19 protein-coding genes are annotated in these 17,158 nt (G+C 64.7%); 14 read left to right on the top strand and 5 right to left on the bottom strand.

What is annotated here, in order from left to right; genetic code table 11:
- The 6 genes from fabF to TO66_RS09010 all read left to right on the top strand — a co-directional run bounded on the left by fabF (position 1) and on the right by TO66_RS09010 (position 5,776).
- Positions 1–1,245, top strand: coding sequence for a beta-ketoacyl-ACP synthase II (gene fabF, locus TO66_RS08985; RefSeq protein WP_044462002.1), 1,245 nt, complete (start codon positions 1–3; stop codon positions 1,243–1,245).
- Positions 1,245–2,060 (top strand): aminodeoxychorismate lyase, encoded by an 816-nt coding sequence (gene pabC / locus TO66_RS08990; protein WP_044462003.1) that lies wholly within the window; start codon positions 1,245–1,247, stop codon positions 2,058–2,060. Before fabF ends, pabC begins: the two co-directional genes overlap by 1 nt.
- Before the next feature lie 3 nt (positions 2,061–2,063).
- Positions 2,064–3,281, top strand: a complete 1,218-nt coding sequence (gene mltG, locus TO66_RS08995) for an endolytic transglycosylase MltG (RefSeq protein WP_044462004.1) — start codon at positions 2,064–2,066, stop codon at positions 3,279–3,281.
- A gap of 19 nt (positions 3,282–3,300) precedes the next feature.
- Positions 3,301–3,933 carry a dTMP kinase gene (gene tmk / locus TO66_RS09000; RefSeq protein WP_044462005.1) on the top strand — a complete coding sequence of 211 codons (633 nt, stop codon included), beginning with the start codon at positions 3,301–3,303 and terminating at the stop codon, positions 3,931–3,933.
- Positions 3,926–4,912, top strand: coding sequence for a DNA polymerase III subunit delta' (locus TO66_RS09005; RefSeq protein ID WP_044462006.1), 987 nt, complete (start codon positions 3,926–3,928; stop codon positions 4,910–4,912). Before tmk ends, TO66_RS09005 begins: the two co-directional genes overlap by 8 nt.
- Positions 4,913–4,990: 78 nt before the next feature.
- A complete protein-coding gene (locus TO66_RS09010; protein WP_044465979.1) occupies positions 4,991–5,776 on the top strand; it encodes a TatD family hydrolase in 786 nt (261 codons plus the stop codon).
- A 217-nt stretch (positions 5,777–5,993) separates the two neighbouring features.
- Here the strand turns inward: TO66_RS09010 and TO66_RS09015 are convergent, their stop codons facing one another.
- Positions 5,994–7,127, bottom strand: coding sequence for an aminotransferase class V-fold PLP-dependent enzyme (locus tag TO66_RS09015; protein WP_044462007.1), 1,134 nt, complete (start codon positions 7,125–7,127; stop codon positions 5,994–5,996).
- Positions 7,128–7,205: 78 nt separating this feature from the next.
- Between TO66_RS09015 and TO66_RS09020 the strand changes: the two genes are divergently transcribed.
- The 8 genes from TO66_RS09020 to TO66_RS09055 all read left to right on the top strand — a co-directional run bounded on the left by TO66_RS09020 (position 7,206) and on the right by TO66_RS09055 (position 14,652).
- Entirely contained in the window at positions 7,206–7,844 is a 639-nt protein-coding gene (locus TO66_RS09020) for a TetR/AcrR family transcriptional regulator (protein WP_022643179.1), read from the top strand.
- 138 nt (positions 7,845–7,982) lie between these two features.
- Entirely contained in the window at positions 7,983–8,951 is a 969-nt protein-coding gene (locus TO66_RS09025) for a GTP 3',8-cyclase MoaA (RefSeq protein WP_044462008.1), read from the top strand.
- Positions 8,952–9,155: 204 nt separating this feature from the next.
- On the top strand, positions 9,156–9,758 hold the full coding sequence (locus tag TO66_RS09030) for a DUF4823 domain-containing protein (protein ID WP_044462009.1): 603 nt from the start codon (positions 9,156–9,158) through the stop codon (positions 9,756–9,758).
- Positions 9,759–9,779: 21 nt separating this feature from the next.
- Positions 9,780–10,343, top strand: coding sequence for a DUF1285 domain-containing protein (locus TO66_RS09035; RefSeq protein WP_044462010.1), 564 nt, complete (start codon positions 9,780–9,782; stop codon positions 10,341–10,343).
- A 71-nt stretch (positions 10,344–10,414) separates the two neighbouring features.
- Positions 10,415–11,128: a GntR family transcriptional regulator gene (locus TO66_RS09040; RefSeq protein WP_044462011.1), complete on the top strand. Its 714-nt coding sequence runs from the start codon at positions 10,415–10,417 to the stop codon at positions 11,126–11,128.
- Positions 11,125–12,123 carry an ADP-ribosylglycohydrolase family protein gene (locus TO66_RS09045; RefSeq protein ID WP_044462012.1) on the top strand — a complete coding sequence of 333 codons (999 nt, stop codon included), beginning with the start codon at positions 11,125–11,127 and terminating at the stop codon, positions 12,121–12,123. The genes TO66_RS09040 and TO66_RS09045 overlap by 4 nt, the downstream gene beginning before the upstream one ends.
- Before the next feature lie 152 nt (positions 12,124–12,275).
- Positions 12,276–13,742, top strand: a complete 1,467-nt coding sequence (locus TO66_RS09050) for a cytosine permease (RefSeq protein ID WP_044462013.1) — start codon at positions 12,276–12,278, stop codon at positions 13,740–13,742.
- Positions 13,735–14,652 carry a PfkB family carbohydrate kinase gene (locus tag TO66_RS09055; protein WP_044462014.1) on the top strand — a complete coding sequence of 306 codons (918 nt, stop codon included), beginning with the start codon at positions 13,735–13,737 and terminating at the stop codon, positions 14,650–14,652. The genes TO66_RS09050 and TO66_RS09055 overlap by 8 nt, the downstream gene beginning before the upstream one ends.
- A 32-nt stretch (positions 14,653–14,684) precedes the next feature.
- Here TO66_RS09055 and TO66_RS09060 read toward each other — a convergent pair whose 3' ends face one another.
- The 4 genes from TO66_RS09060 to TO66_RS09075 all read right to left on the bottom strand — a co-directional run bounded on the left by TO66_RS09060 (position 14,685) and on the right by TO66_RS09075 (position 17,096).
- Positions 14,685–15,065: a hypothetical protein gene (locus TO66_RS09060; protein ID WP_044462015.1), complete on the bottom strand. Its 381-nt coding sequence runs from the start codon at positions 15,063–15,065 to the stop codon at positions 14,685–14,687.
- Positions 15,066–15,189: 124 nt separating this feature from the next.
- Entirely contained in the window at positions 15,190–15,444 is a 255-nt protein-coding gene (locus tag TO66_RS09065) for a hypothetical protein (RefSeq protein WP_044462016.1), read from the bottom strand.
- Between the two features lie 33 nt (positions 15,445–15,477).
- Complete coding sequence (locus TO66_RS09070; protein WP_044462017.1) at positions 15,478–15,795, bottom strand: hypothetical protein; 318 nt, start codon at positions 15,793–15,795, stop codon at positions 15,478–15,480.
- A 29-nt stretch (positions 15,796–15,824) separates the two neighbouring features.
- Complete coding sequence (locus TO66_RS09075; protein ID WP_044462018.1) at positions 15,825–17,096, bottom strand: MFS transporter; 1,272 nt, start codon at positions 17,094–17,096, stop codon at positions 15,825–15,827.
- Positions 17,097–17,158 lie beyond the last annotated feature (62 nt).

Here is a 17,158-nt window from a genome sequence, read left to right on the forward strand (position 1 = left end):
GTGTCGCGTAGACGCGTCGTAGTCACCGGTATGGGTATGTTGTCGCCACTGGGTACGGATGTTCCGAGCAGTTGGCAGGGCATTCTGGCTGGCCGCAGTGGCATTGGTCTGATCGAACACACCGACCTTTCTGCCTATTCCACCCGTTTTGGCGGCTCGGTAAAGGGCTTCAATGTCGAGGAATACCTGTCGGTCAAAGAGGCTCGCAAACTCGACCTGTTCATTCAATACGGCCTGGCGGCCGGTTTTCAGGCGGTGCGCAATGCCGGCCTGGAAGTGACCGATGCCAACCGTGAGCGAATCGGCGTTGCCATGGGTTCGGGTATTGGCGGTCTGACCAATATCGAAGAAACCAGCCGCACGCTGCATGATTCCGGCCCGCGTCGAATTTCTCCGTTCTTCGTGCCAGGCTCGATCATCAATATGATTTCCGGGTTCCTGTCCATCCATCTGGGTGCCCAGGGGCCGAACTACGCTATTTCCACAGCCTGTACCACCGGTACCCACTGCATCGGCATGGCGGCGCGCAATATCGCCTTTGGCGAAGCCGACGTGATGATCGCCGGTGGCGCTGAAATGGCTGCCTGCGGCCTGGGCATGGGGGGCTTCGGTGCCTCGCGCGCACTGTCGACCCGCAACGACGAGCCGACCCGCGCCAGCCGTCCTTGGGACAAGGGCCGTGATGGCTTCGTGCTGTCCGACGGTGCCGGTGCGCTGGTACTCGAGGAGCTGGAGCACGCCAAGGCCCGTGGCGCGACCATCTATGCCGAACTGATAGGTTTTGGCATGAGCGGCGACGCCTACCACATGACTTCGCCACCCGCCGACGGCGCCGGTGCGGCGCGCTGCATCGTCAATGCACTGCGCGACGCCAAGCTGAACGTCGATCAGGTGCAGTACATCAACGCCCACGGTACCTCGACCCCTGCTGGCGACCTGGCGGAAGCCGAGGCGATCAAGACGGTGTTCGGCGATCACGCCTACAAACTGGCGGTCAGTTCCACCAAGTCCATGACCGGTCACCTGCTGGGGGCGGCGGGGGCGATCGAGGCCATCTTCAGTGTGCTGGCGATCAACAGCCAGGCAGCGCCGCCGACCATCAACCTCGATGAGCCGGATGAAGGTTGCGACCTCGATTTCGTGCCGCATACCGCGCGCAGCATGGACATCGATGTGGTGCTGTCGAACTCCTTCGGGTTTGGCGGGACCAACGGATCGTTGGTGTTCCGCCGGTTCGCCGGCTGATGCAGAGCTGGGTCGACGGTCAACCGGCTGACGTTCTGTCGCTCAAGGACCGCGGCCTGGCCTATGGCGACGGCCTGTTCGAGACCATCGCGGTCAGGGCCGGTCGGCCCTTGCTGCTGGAGCGGCACCTGGCGCGCCTGGCCGAGGGCTGTACGCGCCTGGCCATCGTGGCCGATCAAGTGCTGATTTGCCGTGAAATTACCGCCTACGCCGGGCTGTTGGGTGAGGGGGTGCTCAAGCTGATCCTCACGCGCGGCGACAGCCAGCGCGGCTATGCCGCCAGCCCGGGCGCGCCACCGCGACGTATCCTCCAGGGCAGCCCGCCCGCGGCTTACCCGGCGGCACATGGCGAGCAGGGCATCCGTTTGTTTCCCTGTGTCACTCGGCTGGCCGAACAGCCGCTGTTGGCCGGTCTCAAGCACCTCAACCGCCTGGAGCAGGTGCTGGCTCGTGCCGAATGGCAGGACAGCGAGCATGCCGAAGGCCTGATGCTCGATGTTTCCGGTCGAGTGATCGAGGGGGTGTTCAGCAATCTGTTCCTGGTGCGCGACAACACCTTGTTCACTGCCGACTTGAGCCGTTGCGGCGTCGCCGGGGTGATGCGTGCTGAAATATTGTTTCAGGCTGCATCATTGGGCATCGCCACGGAAATAGCCGACATCAGTCCCGAACAGTTGCAGCAGGCCGACGAAGTCTTTGTCTGCAACAGCGTTTATGGCATTTGGCCGGTGTTGGCCTGTGGCGCGCTGCGCTGGCCGGCCGGACCGCTCACCCGTAAACTGCAACGCATTGTTCGCACGCTACTGGATGCCTGATTTGTGAGACGAAAATTATTGCTTCTGCTGGAGACCGGGCTGGTTCTGGCCGGTCTGGCGCTGGGCGCCTCGGCCTGGAAGCTGAACTCGGCGCTGGAGCAGCCTCTCAACCTGACTCAAGAGCAATTGCTCGATGTGCCGGCCGGCTCGACCCCGGGCGGCACCTTCAACCGCCTGCAGGCCACGGGTGTCCTCAAGGATGCCTTCTGGCTGCGCCTGTACTGGCGTTTCAACCTGGAAGGGCAGCCGCTGCACAGTGGCGAATACCGCATGACCCCGGGAATGACCGCGCAGGGCCTGATCGGCGTCTGGCAGCGTGGCGAAGTGGTGCAGTACAGCCTGACGCTGGTGGAGGGCTGGACCTTCCGTCAATTGCGCGCGGCCCTGGCCCGGCACGACAAGCTCGAGCAGACCCTGGAGGGGTTGAGTGACAGCGAGGTCATGGAGAAGCTCGGCCACGCCGGGGTTTTCCCCGAGGGCCGATTCTTTCCCGATACCTACCGTTTCGTGCGTGGCATGAGCGATCTCGAGCTGCTGGGCAAAGCCTATAACCGTCTGGACGAGGTGCTGGCCAAGGAGTGGAGCAAGCGTGCCGCCGATGCGCCTTATACCGAGCCTTACCAGGCGCTGATCATGGCTTCGCTGGTGGAGAAGGAAACCGGCGTGCCTCAGGAGCGCGGGCAGATTGCCGGGGTGTTCGTGCGCCGCATGCAGGTCGGCATGCTGCTGCAGACCGATCCAACGGTGATCTACGGTCTGGGCGAGCGTTACAACGGCAAATTGACCCGTGCGCTGCTCAAGGAAGCGACGCCCTACAACACCTATGTGATCAGTGGCTTGCCGCCTACCCCGATCGCCATGGTCGGCCGCGAGGCGATCCATGCCGCGCTCAACCCGGCGCCGGGCAGCAGCCTGTATTTCGTGGCGCGAGGCGATGGCAGCCACGTGTTCTCCGACGATCTGGACGCGCATAACAACGCTGTGCGCGAGTTCCAGCTCAAGCGCCGCGCCGATTATCGTTCCAGCCCGGCACCGGCGGGCGGTCCGGCGGCTACCGAGGCATCGCCAGCCATTCCGGCGGCCTCGCCCGATACGGCGCCCGAGGCCGTTCCGCAGCTGCCAGCTCGGGACGCGCCTGCGTCGAGCCCGGAAACCTCGCCGCAGGAGCCGCCAGCCCCGGTCGAGGCGCCCGCTGAACCCGAGCCGAAAAGCCCGCAATGACTTTGATTAAGGACTGCCTGTGACTGGCTTGTTTATTACCCTGGAAGGCCCGGAAGGCGCCGGCAAGAGCACCAACCGCGAATACCTGGCCGAGCGCCTGCGCGCCGCGGGCATCGAGGTGTTGCTGACGCGTGAGCCAGGCGGCACGCCGCTGGCCGAGCGGATCCGCGAGGTGCTGCTGACGCCCGGCGACGAGGTCATGAATCCCGATACCGAGCTGTTGCTGGTGTTCGCCGCGCGGGCCCAGCATCTGGCCGAGGTGATCCGCCCGGCGCTGGCGCGGGGGGCGGTGGTGTTGTGCGATCGCTTTACCGATTCCACCTATGCCTACCAGGGCGGCGGTCGTGGCTTGTCGGTAGAGCGTATTGCTGCTCTGGAGCAGTTCGTTCAAGGTTCGCTGCGACCCGATCTGACCCTGGTGTTCGATCTGCCGGTCGAAGTAGGGCTGGAGCGCGCCAGCGCCCGTGGCCGCCTGGACCGTTTCGAAATGGAAGGGCGGGTGTTTTTCGAGGCGGTCCGCCAGGCCTACCTGGCGCGGGCGGCGGCCGACCCGGCGCGCTACCTGCTGGTGGATGCCGCGCAGCCGCTGTCTCAGGTCCAGCAGGCGCTGGACGCCCTGTTGCCGAAATTGCTGGAGCTGCACCGTGGCTGAAGCCTTTCCCTGGCAGGACGCGCTCTGGCAGCAACTTGCGGGCCGTGCGCAGCATGCGCATGCCTATCTGCTTCATGGGCCGGCGGGCATCGGCAAGCGCGCACTGGCCGAGCGCCTGATGGCGCGTTTGCTGTGCCAGCAGCCGGCGGGCCTGGATGCGTGCGGGCAGTGCAAGTCGTGCCTGTTGCTGCAGGCCGGTAGCCATCCGGACAACTATGTACTGGAGCCGGAGGAGGCGGACAAGGCGATCAAGGTCGATCAGGTGCGCGAACTGGTCAGCTTCGTGGTGCAGACCGCGCAGTTGGGCGGGCGCAAGGTGGTGCTGATCGAGCCGGTGGAGTCGATGAACATCAACGCTTCCAACGCGCTGCTGAAAAGCCTTGAAGAGCCGTCCGGCGACACGGTGCTGCTGTTGGTCAGCCACCAGCCGAGCCGCTTGTTGCCCACCATCAAAAGCCGCTGCGTACAGCAGGCTTGCCCGTTGCCCAGCGAAGCCATGAGCCTGCAATGGCTGAGCAAGGCCCTGCCGGACAGCCCGGAAGAGGAACGGGTCGAGCTGTTGACCCTGGCGGCCGGCTCGCCGCTGGCGGCAGTCAGCCTGCAGGCCCAGGGCGCGCGCGAACAGCGGGCGCAGGTGGTCGACGGGGTGAAGAAACTGCTCAAGCAGCAGCAATCGCCGACCCAGCTGGCCGAGGGTTGGAATGCCGTGCCTTTGCTCCTGCTGTTCGACTGGTTCTGCGACTGGTCGAATCTGATCCTGCGCTATCAGTTGACCCAGGACGAGGAGGGGCTGGGGCTGCCCGACATGCGCAAAGTGGTGCAGTACCTGGCGCAGAAATCCTCCCAGGGCAAGGTCCTGGAGATCCAGGACTGGATCCTTGCGCAACGCCAGAAGGTGTTGAACAAGGCCAATCTCAATCGGGTGCTGTTGCTCGAAGCCTTGCTGGTGCAGTGGGCCGCGCTGCCTGGCCGCGGCTGACAGCGGCGCCTGGATAAACTGAATCGCCGGCCATACTGGGCCGGCCTGTTCATTGACCGAATAGGGTTGCCGCTGTTTATGCTCGTAGATTCCCATTGTCACCTCGACCGCCTCGACCTCGCCGCCCACGACGGCTCCCTGGATGCCGCGCTGGAAGCGGCGCGTCAGCGCGGGGTCGGGCATTTCCTGTGCATCGGCGTCAGTGCCGACAACGCAGCCGACGTCAAAGCCCTGGCCGAGCGCTATGACGACGTCGACTGTTCGGTTGGCGTTCACCCGCTGGATGTCCAGCCCGGCGGCGCCCCAGCCCTGGACTGGTTGCTGCAGGAGCTGAATCACCCGCGGGTGGTGGCCATTGGCGAAACCGGCCTGGACTACCACTACGAGCCGGAAGCGGCGGAGCTGCAGCAGGAGTCCTTCCGCCTGCACCTGCAAGCCGCCCAGCAGACCGGCAAGCCGGTGATCGTCCATACCCGTGGCGCGCGCGCCGATACCCTGGCGCTGTTGCGCGAGGCGGCGTTGCCGCAGGGCGGAGTGTTGCATTGCTTTACCGAAGACTGGGACATGGCCAGGGCCGCGCTGGACCTGGGGTTCTATATTTCCCTGTCGGGGATTGTCACCTTCCGCAATGCCGATGCCTTGCGCGACGTGGCGCGCCAGGTGCCGGCCGATCGCCTGCTGGTGGAAACCGATTCGCCGTACCTGGCGCCGATCCCCTATCGCGGCAAGCCCAACCTGCCGCAGTACGTGCGCGAAGTCGCCGAGTTCCTGGCGATGCTGCGGGGCGAGTCCTACGAGGTTCTTGCCGCGCAGACCACGGAGAACTTCAAGCGCCTGTTCCCGCTGGCACGGGTCACAGGCTGAATCGCAGGCAAAAAAAACCCGGGTTCTGGGGGGTGAATCCGGGTTAAGACCATTAGGAGTAAAACAAAGGCACGCCGTCCCTTGGTACCTTCATCGGCGCTTCACTTGGGGGAGATGTCACGCCGACAGTTCAAGTATTGATCACTATTGCATTCAGTCCAGTTGGGGCTGCTCGTTTTTTAAACAATTTTGGAATACAAGCGCTTCCCTTGAGTTCTCATTGCTGGGCGATCTTGGCCACAATGGCGATAGTTTCGTCGATCACGCGCTTTTCTGTATAGAAATGTGGGGAAAAGCGAATTCCCGGCCCGCGAGGAATGCACACGACCTGCTGTTGGCGCAACGCCTCGTAGACCTCCTGATTATCGATGCCATCGATACTGAACGAAATAATGCCGCCACGCCGAGAGGGGTTGAGCGGGGTATGCAGGCGTACGCCGGGGAGGGCGCCCAAGCCGTCCTGGAGCCACTGCAGCCGTTCGGCGATCAGCGTCGCGACTTGCTCCATCCCCACTTCCTCCAGTAACGACAGGCTGGCCTCCAGGGCCATGGCGCCGAGCATGTTGGGGCTGCCGCATTCGAAGCGCCGGGCGCTCTTGGCTGGCTCCCACTCGTTGCGGCTGTAATCGCCCATGTGTTCCAGCATGTGCCAGCCGAATTCGTGCAGCTTGAGCTGGGCCCGCAGGTCGCTGCGGCAGTAGAACGCGCCGAGGCCTTCGGGGCCGAGCAGCCATTTGTGGCCGTCGGCCATGGCGAAGTCGCATTGATAGGCCTGGACGTCGAACGGTTGCGCGCCCAGTTGCTGGATGGCGTCGATGCAGAACAGCACGTTGCGTTGCTTGCAGCCGGCGCCCAGGCGCCGCAGGTCCAGGCGCAGGCCGCTGGCGAACTGCACGGCGCTGATCGCCATCAGTCGGGTATGTGGCCCGCAGGCGGCCAGCAGCGCGCCTTCCGGGTCGTCGCCCTTGAGGCTGACCTGGATCACTTCCACGCCCTGCGTGGCCAGGGCTTCCCAGACGACACGATTGGAAGGAAATTCTTCATCGCTGATGACGATCTGGTCACCTTTTTCCCAGGTCAGGCCAAAGGCGACGAACGAGAGTGCTTCCGAAGTATTTTTGACCAGTGCGATGTCATCCGTTGACGGTGCATTTAGCAGGCGCATCAGGCGTTCGCGCAGGCGTTGTTCGAGGGCCATCCAGTCCGGATAGTCCCTTGCGCCCAGTAAAACGTTCTCTTTGGCGAAGCGCGCCACGGCTTCGGCGGCCCTGTTCGGCCAGGGGGCAACGGCGGCATGATTCAAATAACGCAGGCCCGGAGCCTGTACAAATTCATCAAGAAACATAGTCATGGTCGGATGATCCGTGCATTTTGGCGCAATTTAGGCATAATACGCGGCTTCGATTTTGACCCCGACAGACCTTTTCTTATGCAGAAAGAACCTCGTAAGGTCCGTGAGTTTCGTCGCCGCGAGCAAGAAATTCTCGATACCGCGCTCAAGCTGTTCCTCGATCAAGGTGAAGACAGCGTCACCGTCGAGATGATCGCTGATGCCGTTGGTATCGGCAAAGGGACCATCTACAAGCACTTCAAGTCCAAGGCGGAGATCTATCTGCGTCTGATGCTCGACTACGAGCGCGACCTGAACGAGCTGCTGCACTCTGCCGATGTCGACAAGGATAAGGAAGCCCTGTCCCGGGCCTACTTCGAGTTCCGCATGCGCGATCCGCAGCGTTACCGGTTGTTCGATCGCCTGGAAGAGAAGGTGGTCAAGGGCAACCAGGTGCCGGAAATGGTCGAGGAGCTGCACAAGATCCGTGCTTCCAACTTCGAGCGCCTGACCTTGTTGATCAAGGGGCGCATCAGCGAAGGCAAGCTCGAGGACGTGCCGCCTTACTTCCACTATTGCGCGTCCTGGGCGCTGGTGCATGGCGCGGTCGCGCTGTACCACTCGCCGTTCTGGAGCAATGTGCTGGAGGACCAGGAAGGTTTCTTCCAGTTCCTGATGGATATCGGCGTGCGCATGGGTAACAAGCGCAAGCGCGATCCCGACACCTCCGGCAGCTGATTCATTCAGCGGCCTGATGGCGCCATGATTTCCCTATATGGCGCCGTGTCCCAGGAATATACTCAGGCATGAGGCTTGCCAAAACCTGATTTTTGAGTCAGGTTTTGCCGGTTCACTCTTCCTTCGCCGGGGTTCTCCATGATCGTTGACCGTCAAGGCAGGCGCTTTCGCAATCTGCGTGTCAGCCTGACATCCGCCTGCAACTATGCCTGTACCTACTGCGTGCCCAACGGCAAGCGGCTGGTGGCTGCCCAGGATGAGTTGTCGGCCGAGGCCATGGCGCGCGGCGTGGCTTATCTGATCGAGGCGGCAGGCATCGAGCGCCTGCGCATTACCGGTGGCGAGCCCCTGGTCAGTCCGAAGCTGGAAACCTTCATGGCCGCGGTGGGGCGGATGGGCCTGGAAGACATCAGCCTGACCACCAACGGCCAGCTCCTGGCGCGCAAGCTGCCGCTGTTGCTGGACGCCGGTATCCGGCGCATCAACGTTTCTCTCGACACCCTGGATGCCTCGGCTTTTCGCAGCATTGCCCGCGGCGGCGATCTGGCGACCGTGCTCGATGGCATGGAGCAGGCACGGGCCGCGGGCCTGAAGATCAAGGTCAATATGGTGCCGCTGCGCGGGCAGAACCTCGATCAGGTGCTGCCGTTGCTCGACTATTGCCTGGAGCGGGGCTACGAGCTGCGCTTCATCGAGCTGATGCGCATGGGCCACCTGGCCAGTGATTCCAACGCATTCCTGCAGCAGTTCGTGAGCCTGCAGCAGTTGTTGAGCCTGATCGGCGAGCGTTATGAATACCAGCAGGCCGATGCGCCCATGGATGCCACTGCCGTGCGCTATGAAATTCCCGGGCAAGGGCATTTCGGCGTGATCGCCAACGAAAGCGTACCGTTCTGCCGGACCTGCTCGCGGCTGCGGCTGTCGTCCACCGGCTGGCTGCACGGCTGCCTGTCGTCGAGCAATCGGCATTACGTTGGCGACCTTCTGGACAAGCCGCGTCATCAGGCCTTGCCGGCCTTGCAGCGTCTCTTGGTCAAGGCCCTGGGCGACAAACAGGATGTCGCCTTCTCCGGCGGTGCGACCGTGATGAAGATCATCGGCGGCTAAGCCTCCATTTCCCCTGTCTCGTTCCGGGTAGCCGCTGCCGCAAGCGCAGAGCGAGGACGCGGCGCTTGCCCATCCAGCCGAGCGGTCTCTTTCAAGCCAAACGCAATCGACGGGTCCGCAGCCGCCTCCAAAGCCTGAGCTGGCGCGGAAGCTGCATCTCGTGGCCATTCGCCGGTTTTCCGTCACCGGCTTCTGGAGGGAAGGATGCGTAGCCTGGTTTTGCTGCTGGCTTTTTTGGGGCTCGGCGGCTGCATGAATGTCAGCGATATGGGCGAGGGCGTTCGCTATCACATGAGCGACGCGGGGTTTCTCGACCACAGTAATACCCAGCGCTCCAACTCGTTCCGCGTGCAACCGGACTCGTTCATTTTCATCGCCCAGGGCGCCTTCGCGCCGCCGGGCAGTGCCTACCCGCGGCCTAACGTAGTGGCCGAGGAAGCCTTCAAGGGCTTTATCGAGTATTTCCCGATGGTCCGCCGCGCCCGGGCGCCGGAGGGCCTGGACCAGGCCATGGCCGAAGCGCGCGAGGCGGGGGCGCATTACCTGCTGTACACCCGGTTCGCCAAGGCCGACGACCGTATCGGCAACTCGGACGAGTGGTTCGACCAGGAAGCCGTGGACCGCCTGGGGATCGATAACGGGGTAATTCAGATCATGCTGATCGAGACCAGCACCCAATACCTGATCGATACCGCGCGCATCCGCAGCCGCGGCGGTTTACTGACGTTCCACGACAACAAGCCGGAAGACCTGATCGGGCCGCCGCTCGAACAATACGCCCGCAGCCTGTTAGGCTTGAGCGACTGAACCAGGCACGAGGAGAGCAGCATGAGTGGTCCGGGCAAAGCCAACGATCTGTTGGCGCAGATCCCCAAGACCGAGAAGGGCTTGCCACCGGTCCATCTGTGGAATCCCGATTTCTGTGGCGATATCGACATGCGTATCGCCCGCGACGGCACTTGGTATTACCTGGGCACCCCCATCGGCCGCAAACCGATGGTCAAGCTGTTCTCCAGCATCATTCGCCGCGACGGCGACGACTATTTCCTGATTACCCCGGTGGAGAAGGTCGGCATCCAGGTCGATGACGCTCCCTTTGTCGCCGTTCTTCTGGAAGTCGAAGGCGAGGGCGAGGCGCAACTCCTGCGCTTTACCACCAACGTCGACGAACAGGTCGAGGCAGGCGCCGAACACCCGCTGCAAGTGGTGACCGACCCGCAGACCCAGGAGCCGGCGCCGTACCTGAAGGTGCGCGGCAACCTGGAAGCGCTGGTGCACCGCAACGTGTTCTACCAATTGGTGGAACTGGCGGTCAGCCGCCCGATCGACGGTCAGGACTGGCTGGGCGTCTGGAGCGGCGGGGTGTTTTTCCCTATCGGCCTGGCGCCCTGAGGCCCGATTCCGCTTCTTTCATCGAATAAATATCTTGCGACGAAGATCCTGTTTCAGGTATCAATTTGTACATGATTAAACATGTTCGATTCGACAAGAAAAAACGCGTGGTCGATGAGTTGATCCGGCGCATCGAAAGCGGCCTCATGGAGGACGGTTTCCTGCTGCCGGGCGAGCATCAGCTGGCCCAGGAATTCTCGGTGAGTCGTGGCACCTTGCGCGAGGCCCTGGCCGAACTCAAACGCCGCAACTACATCGCCACCCAGAGCGGGGTCGGCTCCATCGTCACCTACGACGGCGTGGTGCTGGATCAGCAGAGCGGCTGGGCCCAGGCCCTGGCCGATACCGGCGCGCTGATCAATACCGAGGTGCTGCGCCTGGAAGCGGTGCAGCGCCCCGACCTGCTCAGCCGTTTCGGCACCGACCAGTTCATTGCCCTGGACCGACGCCGGCGATCCACCGACGGCACCGTGGTTTCCCTTGAACGTTCCCTGATGCCCGCCACCGGAGGCCTGGAAAGCCTGCCGCGGGTGGGGCTGATCGATGATTCCCTGACCATTACCCTGGCCGCCTACGGCTATATCGGCGAGCGCGGCGACCAATGGATCGGCGCCGAGCCACTGGACGAAGAACAGGCACAGTTGCTGGGGCGCCCGGTCGGCAGCGTGTTCCTCAAGGCCCTGCGGACCACCTATGACCGTCGCGGACGCTTCATGGAGCAGGTGGAAAGTTTCCTCGATCCGCTGCACTTCCGCCTGCACCTGCAGTTCGGAGCGCAGAAATGATCCCGCTGGATCGCGCGCTGGGCGCGTTCTACGGGCTAGCCCTGGGCGATGCCCTGGGCATGCCGACCCAATCCCTGAGCCGGCAGCAGATCCAGCAGCGCTTCGGTGCCATCAGCGGCCTGGAAGATGCCGGCCCCGACCAGCCGATCGCCGCCAACATGCCCCGGGGCTCGATCACCGACGACACCGAACAGGCGATCCTGGTCGGCGACCTGTTGCTTGCCGGCAAGGGCCGGATCGAGCCGGCGGCGCTGGCGCACCGCCTGATCGAATGGGAGGCGGCGATGCAGGCCAAGGGCTCCCAGGATCTTCTCGGGCCTTCGACCAAGCGTGCCATCGAGATGATCCTCGCCGGGCATACCGCCGAGGAAGCCGGGCGTTATGGCACCACCAACGGCGCAGCGATGCGCATCACCCCGGTGGGCATCATGGCGAATGTCGACGATGCCCCGGCGTTTATCCGCAGCGTGGTGGAGGCCTGCCAGGTCACCCATAACACCACCCTGGGCATCTCCAGCGCGGCGGCGGTGGCGGCGGTGGTGTCCGCGGGCATCAACGGCGTGCCGCTGGGCGATGCCTTGCAGATCGGCGTGCAGATCGCCCAGGAAGCCGAGCGCCATGGCCACTGGGTGGCCGGCGGGCGTATCGCCACGCGCATCAGTTGGGCGCGTACCCTGAGCGTTGAAAGCGACAAGGCGCTGCTGGCCGACCTGCTGTACGACCTGATCGGCACCTCCGTCGCCTCCCAGGAGTCGGTGGTGGTGTCGTTCGCCCTGGCGCACCAGGTCGCCATCGGCGAGCTGCAAGCGTTCGAAGCGCTGTGCATGGCGGCGAGCCTGGGTGGCGACACCGACACCATTGCCGCGATCCTCGGCGCGATGCTCGGGGCCTGCCAGGGGATGCACGGCTGGCCGACGGCCCTGATCGAGCAGGTCAAGCAGGTCAACGACCTGGATCTCGAACCGCTGGTGCGGGGCCTGCTGGCCCTGCGATAAGGCGACTGGCTGCATGGCCAAGGCTCCGCCATGGAGCCTGTCGCTGACCCTTTTTTGCCATGGATAGCAGGAATACGGCACGGAATGCCGGGATGGCCGGTCGCCTTCCGAAATTGCCGACAATCACAAATAAAGGCAGCAGGAGTTTCTTCATGAGTGCATCGAAGGCCGGGCCAAGCGCCGGGCAACTGGAAACCCGGGGCATCGAGCCGGTGCCGGAGAGCGAGTGCAACGGTCATCCGCTGCAACTGTTCTGGGTCTGGTTCGCCGCCAATATCAGTATTCTCGGCTTGCCGTTGGGGGCGACGCTGGTGGCCTTTCGCGGCCTGTCGATCTGGCAGGCGGTCGTGGTCGCGATCCTCGGCGCCGCCGGTTCGTTCGCGGTGGTGGGCATCATCTCCATCGCCGGGCGGCGCGGGCGGGCGCCGAGCCTGACGCTGTCGCGGGCGATCTTCGGGGTTCGCGGCAATATCGGCCCGACCCTGGTGTCGCTGATGTCGCGCCTGGGCTGGGAAACCGTCAACACCACCACTGCGGCCTTCGTCCTGCTATCCCTGTGCTCGATTCTGTTCGGCTCGCCGGTGGCGGCCAAGAGCGCGCCGCTGCTGACCCTGCTGTTCATCGGCCTCTTCGTGCTGCTGACCCTGGCCGTCTCCGGCCTCGGCCACGCCACCCTGCTGGTGATCCAGAAATGGGCGACCTATGTGTTCGGCGCACTGAACCTGCTGGTGGGCGGCTTTCTCTGCGCCACCATCGACTGGAGCGCGGTGTTCGGGGCGACCCCGGCGCCGCTGAGCGCGATGATCATCGGCGTCGGCACCATGGCCGCGGGCACCGGGATCGGCTGGGCCAACGCCGGCGCCGACATGTCGCGCTATCAGCACCGCAGCGTCAAGGCGGCGCGGCTGGTGGCCTCGGCGGCCTTCGGCGCGGGCATTCCGCTGGTGCTGCTGATTACCCTGGGTGGCCTGCTGTCGGTAGGCAACGACGACCTGGCCTCGGCCACCGACCCGATCGTGGCGATCCGCGACATGCTGCCGACCTGGATGGCGGTGCCGTACCTGATCACCGCGTTCGGCGGCCTGCTGCTGTCGAACAACCTGTCGGTGTACTCCGCCGGCCTCACCACCCTGACCCTTGGGCTCAAGGTCAAGCGGGTGTACGCGGTGGTGGTGGACATCGTGGCGATCTTCGCCGGCTCCCTCTACTTCATGTTGATCGCCGAGAGTTTCTACGGGCCGTTCATTACCTTCATTTCGCTGTTGGCGGTGCCTATCACCGCCTGGGTCGGGATTTTCGTGGTCGACCTGATCCATCGTCACTACTACAGCCCCAAGGACCTGCTGGATGTCAGCCCGACCAGCGCCTACTGGTATCGCGGTGGCGTCGAATGGCGCGCCTTCGGCGCCTGGGCGCTGGCCATAGTGCTGGGGCTGGGGTTCACCACCATCGGCACCACGGCCGACAACGTCTGGTTCGCCGGGCCGCTGGCCGATTCCTGGCTGGGTCATAACGGCCTGGGCTGGATCGTCACCTTCCTGGTGGCCGGCGGGGTGTATGCGGCACTGGGCGGGGCCCGGGACCGGCGCCGCGGATTTATCGAGAATGCCCATGCCTAGAATGCTGCACACCGGCCAGGTCATGATCGATCTGGTCATGGCCGTGGACCGCCTGCCCAGCTCCGGCGGCGATGTGCTGGCGCAGTCCGCCAGCTTCGAGGCCGGCGGCGGTTTCAACGTGATGGCCGCGGCCCGGCGTAATGGTTTGCCCGTGCTGTACCTGGGGCGGCACGGCAAGGGGCGCTTCGGCGAACTGGCTCGCGAGGCGATGCGCGCTGAAGGCATCGAGATCGCTCTTGCCGCCAGCCCTGCCGAGGACACCGGCCTGTGCGTGGCGCTGACCGAGGCCAGCGCCGAGCGCAGTTTCATTTCCTACATCGGCGCCGAGGGGCATCTTTCCCTGGAGGACCTGGCGGGCTTGGCGGTGCGTGACGACGACTACGTCTATGTCAGCGGCTACAGCCTGCTGCACCCAGGCAAGGCCCAGGCGCTACTGGACTGGTTGCTGGCCCTGCCACGGGCGGTCCGGGTGGTGTTCGACCCGGGCCCGCTGGTGGACTCGCCGGATTCCGCGGCCATGCGCGTGCTGCTGCCGCGCGTCGATACCTGGACCAGCAACAGTGTCGAAGCCTTGCGCTTCACCGCGACCACAAGCATCGCCGAGGCCTTGCGCCGGCTGCAGGCGATGTTGTCGCCGCAGGCCCTGCTGGTGGTGCGCGATGGCCCCCAGGGTTGCTGGGTCAGCCAGCATGGCCTGGATACTCATGTGCCGGGATTCAAGGTCCGGGCGGTGGACAGCAACGGCGCCGGCGACGCCCATGCCGGGGTCTTCGTCGCCGCGCTGGCCCAAGGGCTGGAACCTCTGCACGCGGCGCGTCGGGCCAATGCCGCGGCGGCCTTGGCGGTGACCCGCTGGGGCCCGGCCACCGCGCCGGGCACGGCGGAGGTGGATGCGCTGATCGACGCCTGAGGACGCGATCAGCCCCGGTCCGCGATCCGGGCTCAACCTGCCTTGCGCAGCGCGTCGATCAGTTCCTGCTTGCTCATGGTCGAGCGGCCACGAATGTTTTTCACCCGGGCTTCCTTCAACAGGCTGTCCTTGGTCTGGGTGCCGAGCGAGGCCTTGCTGTTGCGGGCATGGCCTTTGCGGCTGGCGGCCGCGCGTTCGGCCGAGGAATGGCGCGCCGCGCGCTTTTCCGCGGCGGGGGTGCGTTGCCCGGAGCCGCCGGCCTTTTCCCCGCCGCCGGACTGTTTGTTCACCGTGGCCCAGGCCCGTGCTTCGGCTTCGTCCTTGGGCACGCCCTTGTCTTCGTAGCCGGCTTCGATATGCGCGGCCTTGCGCTTCTGTTCGGCGGTGTATTTGGCTTTGCTTCCGCGAGGCATGAGGGCTCTCCTTTGGCGATGGGTACCTAGGATTGGGGGCGGGTGGTGGGCGATAAGTGCCCGGCACTCGACGAATGGGCCGGGTTGCCGATGCCCGCGTCATGGGGTGGGCATCGGCGGCTGGCTAGACGTCCAGCTTGCGAGCCGCCTCGACCCCGGAAACGGTGAGTTTGATCGGCAGGTTCAGCGCGGGTTCGCCCGCGTGGTCGAGGGTCACATGGCCGTCCTTGATCAGGCCGCGCTCCTGCAGCGCGGCCAGGGTAAGCGCCACTACTTTCTCGCCTCGGTAGTTATCCAGCACTTCCTTGCCCAGGCCGTTGGGATGGGCGTGCAGCAAGCGGGTGAGGACTTCTTTTTCCAGCTCTTTGTCGACGTTCATGCTGACCTCTGGATGGGGTGAGAGGGGCCTGGGTCATTGTTCGTTGCCGTGGCCTTCGGAGCCGGAGCCGCCGGTGGTGGTTTTCGGCTGGTTGTCCGGCGGCTCGGTGTCCCGCGTGCCGGCGCCGCCCTGGCGGCCAGTGTCGTTGCCCTGGGTGCGGGGATCGGTGCCCGTGGCAGGGGGCAGGGCGCCTTCATCGACCTGCGGCGGATTGATATTGATGTTCGGCGAACCTTGGGTGGCCGGGGACTTGGGCCGCTCCACCGGGTCCGTGGGGCCGGTGGAGCCGGCGAAGGCTGTCGAGGACAGCAGCCCGGCGAGGACGAGGATCGTCAGCTTGGACTGGATCATGATGTCGCCTCCATTGGTTTATAGAGTCGCTACCTGACGTTGGTCCGCCGCCGATTTTGATTGGTGCCTGATGAACGACGAACGGTTCGGGCCTCCTGCACCAGCCGGTTGGCTTGCAGCCCGCGCCAGGCCAGGCGCCCGACGCTGATCAGCCAGTTCAGCGTCGCCACCACCAGGACCGTCAGCAACAGCGCCGGCAGGCCTTGTTCGACGATGATCTTGCCGGCCAGCCACGGAAAGCCGAAGACCCCGATGAAGTAGGCCAGGCTGAACAGCAGCAGGGCTTGCGACGTGTCGTCGGGCGGTGCTTCGTTGGCCGCCAGGCCGTTGATCACCGAGTAGGTCAGGCCGTAGCCGATGCCCAGTACCAAAGCCGCCAGCAGATAGCTCGGCGCGTCGTCGACCATCAACTGGAACATCAGCACCGACAGCAGCATCAACCCCGAGAGCAGGCACGCCGCGCGGTAGGCGTCGCGCTTGACCACGAAGCCGGCGACCAGCAGGCGACTGCCGATGGCCGCCACCATGAAGCCGAGAAAGAACAGCGAATAATCCAGTGAGCGCGACGCCGCGTAGCTGGTCTGGAAACTCGACAGGCCGCCGAAGACGCAACCGCCAAGGCCGACCATGAGGATTGCGAACGACGCCTTCGAGGAGAGCACCCGGGCACTGCTGGCCCAGCTGATTCTCGCCGCGCCGCTCCCCAGATGGTTGGGGTGCCTGTTCAGCGCGCAGCCCAGGCGCCAGAAGATCAGCACGCCGATCAGGCTGGCGACCGCGGCGAGCATGAAGGCCGCGGTGAGCGGGTAACCCAGGGCGCTGGCCAGGCGCCCGAGCAACGGGCCGCAGCCGATGCCGCTCATCATGCTGCCCGACAACAGGGCGAAGAACCGCGCGCGCTGGGCGGGCGCCACCAGCATGGCGACGATGATCGGCCCCAGGGTATAGAACACGCCCCAGCCCAGGCCCAGGGTCAGGCCGAAGAACAGCAGCGTGTCGCCGAAGCCCGGGGTCAGGGCAAACCCCAGGCTGGCCACCACCAGCAGGCAGCCGAACAGGGCGATCGAACGCGCGGCGCCCAGCAGGTCGGACAGGTGTCCGGAGAAGATCACCGCGACAAAGGTGCTGAGCATCGCCACCGAAATCACGCTGCCGGCGTCCTGTTCGTTGCCGCCGCGGGAGCCGATCAGCAGCGCGAGCAGGAAGGTCGAGCCGTAGGACAGCGACAACAGGTAGCTGGCCAGGCAGAACAGCCCGAACAGCCGGATGGGGACCTGGGGGGATGGAATACCGCTGGGCATGTGCAGGCCTCATCTCTTGCTGGATTCATGAGGCGCCGTTCTACCACGGGCGGCTGTCGCGT

The organism is Pseudomonas sp. MRSN 12121, from assembly GCF_000931465.1.
Taxonomy (GTDB): Bacteria; Pseudomonadota; Gammaproteobacteria; order Pseudomonadales; family Pseudomonadaceae; genus Aquipseudomonas.

Bases quoted from the DNA above. Each gene is read 5' to 3' on its own strand.
- TO66_RS09045 (WP_044462012.1), top strand. From the start codon at position 11,125: ATGATCCCGCTGGATCGCGCGCTGGGCGCGTTCTACGGGCTAGCCCTG.
- pabC (WP_044462003.1), top strand. From the start codon at position 1,245: ATGCAGAGCTGGGTCGACGGTCAACCGGCTGACGTTCTGTCGCTCAAG.
- TO66_RS09035 (WP_044462010.1), top strand. From the start codon at position 9,780: ATGAGTGGTCCGGGCAAAGCCAACGATCTGTTGGCGCAGATCCCCAAG.
- TO66_RS09010 (WP_044465979.1), top strand. From the start codon at position 4,991: ATGCTCGTAGATTCCCATTGTCACCTCGACCGCCTCGACCTCGCCGCC.
- TO66_RS09020 (WP_022643179.1), top strand. From the start codon at position 7,206: ATGCAGAAAGAACCTCGTAAGGTCCGTGAGTTTCGTCGCCGCGAGCAA.
- TO66_RS09065 (WP_044462016.1), bottom strand. From the start codon at position 15,444: ATGAACGTCGACAAAGAGCTGGAAAAAGAAGTCCTCACCCGCTTGCTG.
- TO66_RS09015 (WP_044462007.1), bottom strand. From the start codon at position 7,127: ATGACTATGTTTCTTGATGAATTTGTACAGGCTCCGGGCCTGCGTTAT.
- TO66_RS09040 (WP_044462011.1), top strand. From the start codon at position 10,415: ATGATTAAACATGTTCGATTCGACAAGAAAAAACGCGTGGTCGATGAG.
- TO66_RS09050 (WP_044462013.1), top strand. From the start codon at position 12,276: ATGAGTGCATCGAAGGCCGGGCCAAGCGCCGGGCAACTGGAAACCCGG.
- TO66_RS09030 (WP_044462009.1), top strand. From the start codon at position 9,156: ATGCGTAGCCTGGTTTTGCTGCTGGCTTTTTTGGGGCTCGGCGGCTGC.
- TO66_RS09075 (WP_044462018.1), bottom strand. From the start codon at position 17,096: ATGCCCAGCGGTATTCCATCCCCCCAGGTCCCCATCCGGCTGTTCGGG.
- TO66_RS09060 (WP_044462015.1), bottom strand. From the start codon at position 15,065: ATGCCTCGCGGAAGCAAAGCCAAATACACCGCCGAACAGAAGCGCAAG.
- TO66_RS09070 (WP_044462017.1), bottom strand. From the start codon at position 15,795: ATGATCCAGTCCAAGCTGACGATCCTCGTCCTCGCCGGGCTGCTGTCC.
- TO66_RS09025 (WP_044462008.1), top strand. From the start codon at position 7,983: ATGATCGTTGACCGTCAAGGCAGGCGCTTTCGCAATCTGCGTGTCAGC.
- TO66_RS09055 (WP_044462014.1), top strand. From the start codon at position 13,735: ATGCCTAGAATGCTGCACACCGGCCAGGTCATGATCGATCTGGTCATG.